The sequence below is a fragment of the Devosia sp. 1635 genome (assembly GCF_013185955.1).
Classification (GTDB): domain Bacteria; phylum Pseudomonadota; class Alphaproteobacteria; order Rhizobiales; family Devosiaceae; genus Devosia.
In genome coordinates this window covers 74,783-87,501 of sequence record NZ_JABAOM010000006.1, presented here as the reverse complement: position 1 = coordinate 87,501, position 12,719 = coordinate 74,783, and the positions used below count along the sequence as shown (strand labels likewise).

Below are 12,719 nucleotides of genomic sequence, written 5' to 3'. Positions count from 1 at the left end.
CCGGCCCCGGCCACTCTTGAGGCCGGCAGTCCGCTGCTACAGTTGCGATTAGGTGGGCCGGACGGGGCCCGTAGCGCCGCCCGGCTTTTGCTCGATCAGGCTACGGCCTGATCGTAGAGGTGGGTCTTGATGTTTTCGATGTCGAGGGCCTCGAAGGCTTCGCTCAGCACGTAGGCCTCGGCGTCTGCCTTGACCTTATCCTTGTCGAAGTCATTGGCGGCGGTGACCAGTTCGTTCGTCGCGATATCTTCCGCCTTGAACTGCGTGCTGACCTGCCCAAGCGTGTAGATGCTGTCTAGGAAGGTCTGCCACTTGGCCATGTCGTGATCACCCCAGCCGGCTCGCGCCGCCATATCGCCGCGATTGACCGCAAGCTGCTGCAGGATCGATACCGTGCCAATCTCCGGCCCGAGGTTTGCAGCCAGGGTCGGGAATTGCTCGAACACCATCTCCACTGCGGCGCGGGGATTGTGGAAGGCGAACTCCATGCCCATTGCCCAACCGCGCAGGTACTTGGTCAGATAGTCCTTCTTGTCCGCATCTTCGAGGTCGGCAGCGCGCACCACGAAGGTGTTAGCAAACAGTGGCGAATTCTTCACGCCAAGCCAGTACTCAAAATCGAGGCCGTTGGCGATCCACTCGGCGCGCAAACCTTCCCAACCCAGGGCAGCATCGCCTTGGCCAGCCTGCAGCGCGGTTGACCAGGTGGGCCAGCCGGCTTCAACGTACTTGACCTTGGAAACGTCGACGCCTTGGACGGCGAGCATCGGATCGACGATGGACTGCCAAGCGGCCGAGCCGAGCAGGATCGTCTTGCCTTCAAGGGTCTTGAGATCGTTGGTGCCTTCACCCTTACGGAACGCCAGACCGAACGTGTCGAGTGCGCCCATGTGGAACACGGACTTCAGCTTCATGCCGTTTTCCAGCGCGAATGAGAACACCCCAGGCGATGGGTAGCCCATATCGGCCTGGCCGACATCAACGAACTTGACTACGGCGGTGCCATCGGAGGGGCCAGGCTGGGTGTCATGGACCAGGTCGCCGAAATAGCCCATCTTCTTGCCGACCCAGAGCCCGTAGTCGTCGAGCACCTCCAGCGAGCCACGTGGAGAAATCCAGGTGAAATTGCGGTACGGTTCGGCCCGCGCCGCCCCAATTCCGCCCAACGTGGTGGCACCCACTATGCCGGCGGCCGAAACTTGCAGGAAGGTTCGGCGGCTTAGGGCGCCCGAGAGCATCTTGTCAGTCATTGCAGTCATCCCCTTGCTTGTCATGTGTTCACGTCGCTTCGCAGTTTCCGCCACTTCCCCACCGGGCAGTCTTGCATCACGCTTCCCAGCTCGCCCATTTCTTCCCGAGGAGGAAAAAGAGCACGTAGATGAGGATGCCGAGAATGGAGAGGATCAAGACCACCGCAAAAAACTGCGGCATCTGGATCATCGAAGAATAGGAGGTCAGGCGGTTGCCCAATCCGAAGCCGCCGCCAACCATCTCGGCGCCTACAGCAGTGAGCAGGCCAAAGATCGAGCCAACCATCAGGCCAACGAAGATCATCGGCAGTGCCATGGGAGCGCGGATTTTCCAGAAGATCTGCAAAGTCGAGGCGCCATAGGAACGGGCCAGCGCGATCTTGCCTCGGTCGACGCGGCGAAAGCCGGTTGCCGCGTTGATCATCACCATGGGTCCGGCCGCCAGCGCCACTGCAATAATGCGGGGCGTGTAACCGAAGCCGAAGCGCAGGATCAGCAGCGGCACCAGCGCCAGCATGGGCGTGGTCACCAGCAGCAGGATATAAGGGGTGATGATCTTTTCCGCGAAAGGAAACTGGGTAATCACCGCCGCCAGGACCAGGCCGATCAACGCGCCGATGGAAAATCCCGAAAACAGCTCAACCAGCGTATGACCGAGATGGGGGAGGATGAACCAGAAATCGGTGACCAGGGCCATGCCGATCTCGCTCGGCTTGGGCATGACGTATTGCGGCACGGCAAACAGGTTTAGCAACAGTTCCAACCCGCCAATGACGATGAGCGCAACGATGACGATGATGGCCACGTCACGGGCTGACTGTATGCCGGGCCCGGCAGCCAGGGCGGACATGTTGGCCACACCCACGCCGCCACCCGCCTCAGATTTGGTGAATTCAGGAATGGCGTCCGTATTGTCCATGTCGAATTCCTAACCAGCTGCCGTGGCTGCAACAAAGCGGGGTCTGCCGGCCAGGCTCTTCTGGTCGCCCATGATTTCCCGCTTGATGATGTTGGTGAGGTCAAACACCTCTTTGGTTGCCATGATCTCCATGGAACGGGGCCTTGCGAAAGGCACGAGGTTGTCACTTGCGATACGGCCTGGTCGCGCACTCATTACGATCACCCGATCAGACAGGAAGATCGCTTCCTCTATGGAGTGGGTGATGAGCACAATGGTGGTTCGCGTATCGAGGTAGATCTCCTCGACGAGGTGGTTCATTTCCTCGCGCGTGAAGGTATCGAGCGCGCCAAACGGCTCGTCCATCAGCAGCACGGAAGGTTTGAACGACAGTGCCCGCACAAGCGCCACGCGCTGCTGCATGCCGCCCGAAAGCTCGCGTGGCATGCGTTGCTCGAACCCCTCGAGTCCCACCCGATGCATCAGCTTGGAAATCCATTCCTTGTCGGGTGATTGCCCCATGATCTCGAATGGAAAATTGATATTGGCTTCAACACTGCGCCAGGCCAGCAAGTTCGCGTCTTGAAATACCATGCCGATGTCCCGGCTTGGCTTGATGATAGGCTTTCCATCAAGCTCGACCTGACCTGAGGTCAATTGGTGCAGGCCGGACATGGACCACAATAACGTGGTTTTACCGCTGCCGGACGGACCGACAACAGAGACTATCTCACCCGCCTGCACCTCTAGGTCACAGCGATCGAGCGCCAGAAGGTCGCCAGAGGCGGTTGGATAGACTTTTGTAGCCTGCCGCACTCTCAGTTTTACGCCGCCTGACTTCTGATCGACCATTGCCTCGCTGCCCGGACAGTGTGTTGATGAATACTAGTTTCGCGCCGCCAGCATGCAGTCTGTAACTATCCAACGCAGATCGTCAAGGGAGCAAAAACAAACTTTCAGCAGTGTAAATCTTTGCCTATTTTAAAGGCGTTGGGCCACTTGTTAGTTCTGAAAGTTTCCTACATGATCCAATTCTTGCGGCGCGGTGAGCATCTTTGGTGAGGCTCGTCGCGGCACAATCGTTCCGGATCGAACATGGTGAAAATCCACAATTGCGTGGGCTCCAGAAAGCAAAACCATGAGCAAGCGCAACAGAACGGACACAGTTCAGGGCAACACCCAAGCGCGCATCCCGGACATCATTTCCCAGATCAGGGACAACTACCCTGAGTTGCGCCCGGCAGAGCGCCGGGTTGCCGATGTCGTTCTCGCCGATGTTGCATTCTGCGTCGACGCCTCCAATTCGGACATAGCAAGCAAGGCCAATGTCAGCGAGCCGACCGTGACCCGCTTTTGCCGGGCTATCGGGTGCGAAGGAGTACGCGACTTCAAGCTCAAGCTGGCACAGAGTGTCGTCGTCGGGAGGATGTACCTGACGGGTATGCATCTCCCCGCTTCAACCGAGGATGGCTCGCCACTTTGGAACACGGTGTTCGGCGAAGCGCGCAATGCGCTCAATGCCGTGGAACGTCAGGTTGATCCGGCCGAAGTCATGCGGGCCGCAGAGCTGCTCGCCAATGCGCATCAGGTGGCGGTCTTCGGACTGGGCGGCAGTTCTTCATCGCTGGCGCTTGAGACTCAAAACCGCCTGTTCCGGTATGGCGTTATGGTAGCAGCCCACTCCGATCCTTACGTCATGCGCATGGTCGCCTCTACGCTCAAGCCAAACGATGTGGTGATCGCCATTTCAGCTACGGGACGATCGCGCGAGGTGGTCGATGCCGTAGCTCTGGCTCACCAGTATCGGGCCAAGACGGTTTGCATAACGGCCCCCAATACCGAGCTGTCGCAGCTCAGCGATGTTCGCCTCACTGTCGCCATCCCGGAATTCCCCGACACGATGAAGCCCACCGCCTCGCGGTTTGCCTTCCTCGCCATCATCGATCTTGTTTCAGTCGCTACCGGGTACCGGCTCGGCGCCTCGGCGCTCGAGACGTTGCGCCGGGTAAAATACAACGTCCTGTCGCATCGCCAGGGAACAGAGCTCGAGCCACTTGGAGACTGAGGCGGGACAGAGCAGCATTTCGGCCGGGCTATTTGCCGGTCAATTGGGGGACGACCATGCACGACACCGCCCTGGCAGTAGATGCCACGCTGTGGCTCACCAGTTTTTCGCAGGCCCTTGAGCGCCATGACGTACCCGGGGCTTTGGCGCTGTTTGCCACGGACTGCTACTGGCGCGACATGGTGGCCTTCACCTGGAACATCAAGACGACCGAGGGCAAGCAGGACATCGCCGCCATGCTTACGGCGAGCCTGGAGCATACTGCGCCATCCAAATGGCTGTTGGGACAAGTCTCCGGCTCACGCGCCGGCACCATAGAAGCCTGGTTCACCTTCGAGACCAATGCTGGCACGGGCGAGGGCATTGTGCGGCTGGAAGGGGGGCTCTGCCGCAGCATTCTGACCACCCTGCAATCACTGCATGGTCACGCCGAACCTTCAGGCGCCTCCCGCCCCAAGGGCGTGAAGCACGGCGCCGATCGCAACCGCGAAACCTGGTCGGAACAACGGGCGCGCGAAGAAGCCGCGCTTGGCAATAGCGAACAGCCTTATTGCCTGATCATTGGTGGCGGGCAGGGTGGTATCATGCTAGGCGCTCGTTTGAAGCAATTGGGTGTGCCCACAGTAATCGTCGAGAAGAACGCCAAGGCGGGCGATTCCTGGCGCAACCGTTATCGCTCGCTCGTGCTGCACGACCCCGTCTGGTACGACCATCTGCCCTACATCCCGTTTCCAGAGCACTGGCCGGTGTTCACCCCCAAGGACAAGATGGGTGACTGGCTTGAGATGTACGTTAAGGTCATGGAACTGACCTACTGGGGCAGCACTGAATGCGTCAGCGCGGTGTTCGACGCCCACCCCAAACGTTGGAGCGTGCAGTTGCTCCGTGATGGCAAGCCGTTCACCCTCTATCCCGCGCAGTTGGTGTTCGCTACCGGGGCATACGGCCCGCCCAAGTTCATTCATTTGCCAGGCGCCCACCAGTTCGAGGGCGAGATCCTTCATTCCAGCCAGTACAGCGATGGCGCAGCCTACGCCGGCAAACACTGCATCGTCATCGGAGCTGCCAGTTCGGGCCATGACGTCGCAGTCGACCTCTGGGAAGCAGGCGCCAAAGTGACCATGGTGCAGCGCTCGCCTACTACCGTGGTCCGGGCCCAGACCCAGCTGGATCTTGCCTTCAGCATCTATTCCCAGGAGGCGACCGAGGCTGGCATCGACGTGGACAAGGCCGACATGATTGCTGCAGCTACCCCGTTCGGGCTGCAGCCGCCGATCCAAAGGGCACTGGCCGGCCAGATGAAGGTTCGCGACGCAGATTTCTATCAAAAGCTCGCCGCTACCGGCTTCCTGCTCGACTTCGGCGAAGACGAAACCGGACTGATGATGAAAGCTTATCGCACCGGTTCAGGCTATTATGTCGATGTAGGCGCCTCGCAGTTGATCATCGACGGCGAGATCAAGATCAAGTCGGGCATTCCCATCGAGACGCTCACCCCAAAGGGCATGCGCTTCGCCGACGGCACAGAAGTGCCGGCGGACGTCATCATCCAGTCAACGGGCTTTCAATCCATGCACGAGGTTGTCGCCAAAATAGTGGATCGCACCACCGCCGATGCTATCGGCCCCTGCTGGGGTCTTGGCTCTGGCACCCGGAATGACCCCGGCCCATGGCACGGCGAACTGCGCAACATGTATAAGCCCACAGCGCAGGAAGGCCTCTGGTTTCAGGGCGGGAACCTGGCGCTTTCCCGCTTCTTCTCCAAGTTTCTCGCTTTGCAGATCAAGGCCCGCATGGAAGGCATCAGCACGCAGGTTTACCGGACTTTTTTCTAAGGCCAATGCTCGAAGACAACCGACTGGGTGAGCGGCCCACCGTAGACCTGTTCTAAAGCGGCAGCGGAATACAGTCGAACCGCTAGTTGTGGCACTTCGCTTTTGGGCTTTGGCTTGACGAGCGTCGCCTGGTGACCAATCCGTTCGTCAAAGCCCCGCCACCGACCCTACGCTGCCCACGGCGTTAGAAGGTCCGGGAACTCTATAGTGGCCGCAAGGACGTCGGCAGAGGTGACTTCGGGCAAAAAAGCCGACTGGCAGCTTTCAGCGCTTGCCTACGGCAGGGTGAACGGCCGGAATGGGGCGCAATGCTGCTCGGCCGCAACCGTAAGCTGCCGTTCCAGTTCAGTTCGCTCCCCAGACGTATTTGTCCATGTTGCTCGACCGCTCGTCAGAAACGTACTCCATGCTTTCGACCGCAACCTGGTAGCCGGCAACGGTCACATCCACATTTGCTTTCTGGGCGGTCAGGACGCCGACAATCATCACGGGATCGAGCGAGAGCCTTGTCGCCAGTTCGATCCCTTCGGGGAAGTGCCCGAGCACAAGCTGGTTGGCTGGGGGCGGCGGCACGTGCACACAGGCGCCGGTGAAGGGTGCGAGGAGAAATGTATCAACGCGCATGCTGCGTGAGCCAAGAGCAAAGCCCATCGGGGTCACATAGCCAACCATGCGAACCCGGAGCCCGCTCAGGTCTTCGCGGATCGGTACGTCGCCGTCATTGACCAGCAGGGCGTTTCCGCCTTCGTCATGCTCCTGAAGCGGCACGGGGCGAGCGACATCGCCACCGACTGGCAGGAGTTCAACCCAGCCCAGATCGACGATATCCTGGGCCGCAGCTGCAGGCAGGGCCGCCATCATGGCTGCTCCGGAAAGAAGGAAAGTCCTGCGCTGCATGATTGCCTCTCAACTCTGGACCGCTATGCCATCGGCAAGTGATTTCCTGTATGCAAAATAAGCTGGAACGAGCCCAGCGGCGGCGGAGGTCGCTGCCACCGCCAACACGATCAGCCCATCGACTGAACCCGGTGCGGCAATATCGAGACCAAGTCCGAATGTGCCCTCGATCCAGGGCGCCGCGAGGGCCATGCTCGCATAGGCCGCGACGACACCCAGAAGCGCGCCGGTCGTGCCGATCAACGTCGCCTCGCTGACAAGTAGTCCCACGACGTGCCATGGGCCAGCACCGACAGCGCGCAGAATGGCGATCTCTCGCCTTCGATCGTTGAGCAGCGCCAACAACGTGGCGATCATGCCAGCAAGCGCTGCGACGACCATCAACGCTGCCACGAGGCGCAACGCGGCCTCGACGATCTCTACAACCGACCAGAGTTCAAGAAGCGCCAATCCCGGGATAACGGCGCTGATCGGCTCCTCGCGGTACTGGTTGAGGTCGCGCTGCGCCGTGAAGGTGGCAATCGGCGAGGTCAATTTGACGAGGGCCGCGGTGACCGATCGGGGGGTCAGGTCCATGGCCCTGAGGGCATCAGCTTCGGTGCGCTCGCCGAACGGAACGCCGCCGGACTGCCAATCGACATGGATGGCTTCTATGGCCGACAGGCTCACATGCAGCGCCTTGTCGACGGGGGTGCCGGTTCGTTCGAGAATGCCCGAGACCCGGAAAGGCAGGTCGCCATGCTCTGCTAGACCGATGCTGCCCAGCCCATGATTGAGCACCAGGACGTCGCCGATCTCGTAGCCGAGATCTTCGGAGACCGTGGCCCCCAGGACGACATCAAACAGATCGTCGAACGGGGCTCCAGCACCGAAGCGGAGCGACTGGTCATCGCGATAGCGGAAATGTTCGAAGTAGCTTTGATCCGTACCGACGACGCGGTAGCCGCGGTGGGAGTCGCCAAGCGACAAAGGAATGATCCAGTCCACATCCGGCCGTTCGGCGATCGCCGAGTAGGTTTCCCAAGTGAGATTGTTGGCCGCGTCGCCGATGCGGAAGACGGCGTAGAGCATCAGCTGCACATTGCCACTGCGCGCCCCGATGATGAGGTCGACGCCAGAAACTGTGCCGGCAAAACTGGCGCGCGCCCCGTCGCGCACCTTTTCGACGCCGACCACGAGGCCAACCGACAGGGCAATGCACAGCGTCGTCAGCGTGACGAGGGCGAGTCGGTTCAGGAGACTTTTAAGGGCGAGGCGAAGAATGATCATGCCAACGCCCTGCCGGCTCGAGCAAAATCGGCCAGCGCCACCACGCGATCAAACCCTGGCAGGCTTGGATCGTGGCTGACCATCAGCAGCGATGACCCAGTGCCTTCGAGCTGAGCCTGAAGCATCTGGAGGAACGCGGCCTGTCGATCGCGATCGAGCGCAGAAGTCGGCTCATCCGCCACGATGAGATCGGGCGCGCCGATCAGCGCCCGCAGCGCGGCAACGCGCTGCTGCTGGCCAAGGCTAAGCTGGCTCGCGCGCAACCCTGCAACCTCGGCCGATGGCAATCCAATGGCATCGAGCATCTGCAGCGCCTGCGTCCGAGCCCCTTCAACGCCTCCGGCCCGCTTGAGGCGCGCTGGGGCAAAGGACAGCGGCAGCAGGATGTTTTCCAGCGCCGTCAGATAGGAAACGAGATTGAGGCTTTGAAAGATGAGGCCAATATGCTCGGCCCGGAGGCGATCGCGCCGCCATTGCGAAAGGCGAGTAAGATCGGTTCCGAGAACGCATACACTCCCTTTTTGCGGGCGTGTGATTCCTGCAATGAGGCCGATGAGCGTGGATTTGCCGGTGCCGCTCGGCGCGACCAGCAGCAGTCTCTCGCCACGGACCATGGTGAATGTATCGACGGCAAGCGCGAAGCCCGTGCGTCCCTGCCAGGCAAATTGCATGCCGCTGAGCGATATGGCTGGGGACTGCGCCATGGCCGCCTAACGCAGGGTCATGGCGGGTTGCTGGCGAGTGAGGGTGCCGGATTGTGCAACCCCATCCACCAGGCCATCCACGTCGAGCGCCTCAGCCCTGTTGAACTGATCGAAGAGTCCGGTACGGAGTTCAACATCGCCAGCAGCAAGCCCGGGGCAATCGAGAGCGTAGCTGGCTGTGAACTCAGCATGGTGATCGTCGTCATGCGCCCCGAACTCAGCGGTGGCAGCTTTCACAGTGCAAGCGGTGTCAGGGGTGAACGCAAACAGGCCGGTTGGCTGTGACAGCGTCGCGATGGCGTTTACGACAGACGATTGCTCCTCTGGCGTCGTGGCCTGTCGCTCGAAACCAACAATGTCCGATCCGGGAATGGTCAACTCGATCGAGACCGTGCTGCCGTCGACCACCATCATGAGAAGCCCCGTGCCGTGCACGTGCGCTTCGGCATGGCGTGGTTGCGCCGATAGAGGCGATGCAGAGACAAGCATCAAGGCAAGAGGCAGGAGCAGGCGGCAGTTCAAGTCAACCATCAGTCTACCCAATAGAGATCGAAGTAGCGCCGGGGAGCTTCCTCCCCGGCTGCAGGGTCAATTGGTGGCCGGTGCAGGCACTTCGAGCTGCGGATAGTCAATGCCGAGTTGGTCGAGATAGGTCTCGTGCTGGCTCGGATCATAGTAGAATTCGGCCTGACGGGGCCGATTGCGTGCGTCCGTCTCGGCATTGAGGTGGGTCGAGGGGACGTCGGTTTCGCTTTCGAAGGGGTAGTACTTGAGGTCCTTGGTCTGCACGTCGGTGAAATAGGTTTCGGCCGCCTCGACCAGTTCCGGATCGGTCAGGATATCGAGCGCGGTGAGGGCGGTTACCTTGGCGCCGGCCAAAGCGCCCTTGTGGGCGATGGGGGTTGCTACGGCGAGCGCAGCCTGCCAGTTGTGGGTAATGGTGCCGGCAATGTTGGCGGGGTAGCTCAGACGCACCGTCGGCTTGGTCCACATCACTGCACCAATGTCGTCCGAGGGGCCGGAGCCGACCTTTTCGACGGGGCCGGCGAGGTCGCCGATCTCGGTGCGAAGGCCAATGGTTGCGGCGCCGATGGCTTCCTGGACGGCCTTGGCATAGGCCTGGTCGTCCTCGCTCCACTCCGGCATGCCGACGGACTTGATGTTTTCGTACATGGCCTTGGCGAGTGCTTCATTGCCATGTGAGGGCCAGGCCGAGCCCAGAATGCGGCGCTCATAGGAAGTGCCGGTCATCAGTGTCGCGCCCTCGGCGATGCCGTCGGCGATCTCGAGCATTTCCACCGCAGCATCCGGGGAGGTGTTGCGGAAATAGTACCAGACGCTGGCATTGTCCGGCACGATATTGGGCTGCAAGCCGCCATTGCTGATCACATAATGCGAACGCTGATCAGGATGGAGATGCTCGCGGCGGAAGTTCCAGCCCGCATTCATTAGTTCCACGGCGTCAAGCGCAGACCGACCCGACCAGGGGCTGACCGCGCCATGGGCGGAAACGCCTGTAAAGCTGAATTCAGCCGAAATCATCGACATTGAATTGGACTGGCCCCAGGAGGTGCTGAGCCCATTGCCGACGTGGTTGGAAATCACGACGTCGATATCGTCGAGAATGCCGGCCTTAACGAACCACTGCTTGGCCGCCAAGGCTTCCTCGGCGATCCCGGGCCAGATCTGCAGCGTTCCGGTAATGCCCTCGCTCTCCATGAGCTCCTTGGTCGCCAGAGCGCCGACAACGCTGACGGCGATGCCCGTATTGTGGCCTTCGCCATGTCCATCACCACCATCAACGAGCGGCTGGCGAGTAAGCACACCGGGCTTCTGGGATTGGCCCGGAAGGCCATCGACGTCGGAGTTGAAGGAGATCGCCGGCCCCTCGCCGTTGCTCCAGGTCGCAACCCACGCCGTCGGCATGCCGCCGATGCCAGTCTCGATCTCAAAACCTTCCGCCTCGAGCATCTCGGTCAGGTAACGCATGGTTTCGGTTTCGTGGAACCCCACTTCGGCAAAGCTGAAGACCGAGTCGACGATCTCCTGCGTGAGCTTTGCCTTGCCATCGACCAACTCACCGAGCTGCGCCTTGAGGGCGTCGATATCCTGGGCGTATGCAAGTGGTGCGGTCGTTATCAGCAATAGGGCTGCAAGCGAACCTAAGCGCGTCATTGTTCCTCTCCGTTTCCTGAAAGCCTGGCAGCGCCGAAATCTTGTTAGGATCGAAAGGGCGTGAAGGCTTTATTTCAGCCTAAGCCATGGTCCTCACTTGTCAACGATCAATGGCCAAATTAGAGGCATAGGCGTGAAGTGACCAAAATTCGCGCAAGTTTGTGGATTAGTGGATCGCCACAGGGACGCTGTTGCCTTCGCCTGCCTTGGTCTTTGGCATCACCAGGGCGATAAAGAGGATTCCGATGACCATGAAGCAGGCGACCAGATAATACTGCTGGGCACCGTGAGCCATGGACGGAGCGAGAGCTTCGCCGCCTGCCACATAGGCCGCACTGGCAGACGTCATGATCGAGAACGCGATCGCAATGCGGGCTGCGCCCGTCAGTTGCTGGATAGTGTTCATGATCGCCGACCCGTGCGGCAGCAGATGCTTGTTCAAAGCGCCGAGCGAAGCGTTGCGAGCAGCAGCGGGATGGGTGTGCCTGGAGCAAGGGTGGACAGAAAATACAACCCGACCGCATCGATAAAGGCGGTCGATCGTGAGGCCACCCGGCAGCATGAAAAGACCAGTTTGCAGGGGAGTCAAACCATACGAGGTTTGCAGCATGACAGGCATCAACGTCATCATGCCACCCGCAGCGGTCATGAACCCCATGGCAATGATGGCGGTCGTTGCGAAAGTCCGATTGGCGAATGGCCGCATATCCAGGAGAGCACGATCAGACTTTTGCAGCTGAAGCTGGCGTCCAGCGAACAGGGGAACGAAGACGAGGCCGACACCCATTGCAAGCCATGGTGACACGATGACGTGCTCAGCCGAGCCTTCGCCAAGCGAGGCCAAGCCATAAACAAGGCCGGAAAATCCTACAGCGGAAAGCAGCACCGAGAGCCCATCGATCTTTGAGTGACGGGGCGTGCTCGGCACCTTGATCATGCGGTTGCCAACGATAAGGCAGATAACCGCGACCGGCAGGATGGTGATGAACAGCATCCGCCACCCAGCCCCCGAAAGGATAGATCCGGCGATTGCGGGTCCGAAGGCGGGGGCAGTCGAAGTAGCAACTGTCAGCAAAGCCATCATCTGCCCGCGCCGGGACTGCGGCACCAAGGCCGTAACCGCAGTGAAGGCCAGCGGCGTCGCGATGGCAGTGCCAACTGCCTGTACGATGCGACCAATCAGCAGCACCGAAAAGCCCGGCGCCACTATGGCGATGAGCGTTCCTACGGTGAAGAGCGACAAGGCGATGGTATAGACCGTCCGCATCCGGAAGCGTTCAGTCAGGAACCCTGTGGCTGGGATAACGACGGCCATGGTCAACATGTAGCCGGTCGTGAGCCATTGGCCGGTGGAGGCAGTGATCCCGAGATCGACCATCACCTGTGGCAAGGCAACAGCCATCATCATCTCGTTCAGGATTACGGTGAAGGTGGAGGCAATGAGCACCGCGATGGCGATTAGTGCTTCTGGTGCAAGCTTTTCCCTTGCGACCCTCGTTTGAGTTCCTGCCCCTGAGGGCATGGCGATATCAGACATTGTAGCTTCCTAGTCTCTCGTACACTAGTTATATTGGTGTGCTTCGGTTGTAATGAGGTGCCAGCCGCGGTTTGTGCGGCTAGCAGGAA

Annotated in this window: 11 protein-coding genes; 2 read left to right on the top strand and 9 right to left on the bottom strand. The window is 60.3% G+C overall.

What is annotated here, in order from left to right; all coding sequences use genetic code 11:
• Window positions 1-95 precede the first annotated feature (95 nt).
• The 3 genes from HRU92_RS18820 to HRU92_RS18810 all read right to left on the bottom strand — a co-directional run bounded on the left by HRU92_RS18820 (window position 96) and on the right by HRU92_RS18810 (window position 3,000).
• Complete coding sequence (locus HRU92_RS18820) at window positions 96-1,250, bottom strand: ABC transporter substrate-binding protein (RefSeq protein ID WP_172125217.1); 1,155 nt, start codon at window positions 1,248-1,250, stop codon at window positions 96-98.
• Window positions 1,251-1,326: 76 nt separating this feature from the next.
• Window positions 1,327-2,169 (bottom strand): ABC transporter permease, encoded by an 843-nt coding sequence (locus HRU92_RS18815; protein WP_172125215.1) that lies wholly within the window; start codon window positions 2,167-2,169, stop codon window positions 1,327-1,329.
• A gap of 9 nt (window positions 2,170-2,178) precedes the next feature.
• Complete coding sequence (locus HRU92_RS18810) at window positions 2,179-3,000, bottom strand: ABC transporter ATP-binding protein (RefSeq protein WP_172125213.1); 822 nt, start codon at window positions 2,998-3,000, stop codon at window positions 2,179-2,181.
• Window positions 3,001-3,286: 286 nt separating this feature from the next.
• On the opposite strand from HRU92_RS18810, the gene HRU92_RS18805 reads away from it, so the two are divergent.
• Both HRU92_RS18805 and HRU92_RS18800 read left to right on the top strand, forming a co-directional pair.
• On the top strand, window positions 3,287-4,213 hold the full coding sequence (locus HRU92_RS18805) for a MurR/RpiR family transcriptional regulator (RefSeq protein ID WP_172125211.1): 927 nt from the start codon (window positions 3,287-3,289) through the stop codon (window positions 4,211-4,213).
• A gap of 56 nt (window positions 4,214-4,269) precedes the next feature.
• Window positions 4,270-6,048 (top strand): NAD(P)/FAD-dependent oxidoreductase, encoded by a 1,779-nt coding sequence (locus HRU92_RS18800; protein WP_172125209.1) that lies wholly within the window; start codon window positions 4,270-4,272, stop codon window positions 6,046-6,048.
• Between the two features lie 345 nt (window positions 6,049-6,393).
• Here the strand turns inward: HRU92_RS18800 and HRU92_RS18795 are convergent, their stop codons facing one another.
• The 6 genes from HRU92_RS18795 to HRU92_RS18770 all read right to left on the bottom strand — a co-directional run bounded on the left by HRU92_RS18795 (window position 6,394) and on the right by HRU92_RS18770 (window position 12,630).
• Window positions 6,394-6,945 carry a DUF3299 domain-containing protein gene (locus tag HRU92_RS18795; protein ID WP_172125753.1) on the bottom strand — a complete coding sequence of 184 codons (552 nt, stop codon included), beginning with the start codon at window positions 6,943-6,945 and terminating at the stop codon, window positions 6,394-6,396.
• Window positions 6,946-6,954: 9 nt separating this feature from the next.
• Window positions 6,955-8,214 carry an FtsX-like permease family protein gene (locus HRU92_RS18790; RefSeq protein WP_172125754.1) on the bottom strand — a complete coding sequence of 420 codons (1,260 nt, stop codon included), beginning with the start codon at window positions 8,212-8,214 and terminating at the stop codon, window positions 6,955-6,957.
• Complete coding sequence (locus HRU92_RS18785) at window positions 8,211-8,918, bottom strand: ATP-binding cassette domain-containing protein (RefSeq protein ID WP_172125755.1); 708 nt, start codon at window positions 8,916-8,918, stop codon at window positions 8,211-8,213. The genes HRU92_RS18790 and HRU92_RS18785 overlap by 4 nt, the downstream gene beginning before the upstream one ends.
• Before the next feature lie 6 nt (window positions 8,919-8,924).
• Entirely contained in the window at window positions 8,925-9,449 is a 525-nt protein-coding gene (locus tag HRU92_RS18780) for a DUF2796 domain-containing protein (RefSeq protein WP_172125756.1), read from the bottom strand.
• A 57-nt stretch (window positions 9,450-9,506) separates the two neighbouring features.
• Window positions 9,507-11,093 (bottom strand): amidohydrolase, encoded by a 1,587-nt coding sequence (locus HRU92_RS18775; RefSeq protein ID WP_172125757.1) that lies wholly within the window; start codon window positions 11,091-11,093, stop codon window positions 9,507-9,509.
• A gap of 166 nt (window positions 11,094-11,259) precedes the next feature.
• Window positions 11,260-12,630 (bottom strand): MFS transporter, encoded by a 1,371-nt coding sequence (locus HRU92_RS18770; RefSeq protein WP_210259543.1) that lies wholly within the window; start codon window positions 12,628-12,630, stop codon window positions 11,260-11,262.
• Between the last annotated feature and the right edge of the window lie 89 nt (window positions 12,631-12,719).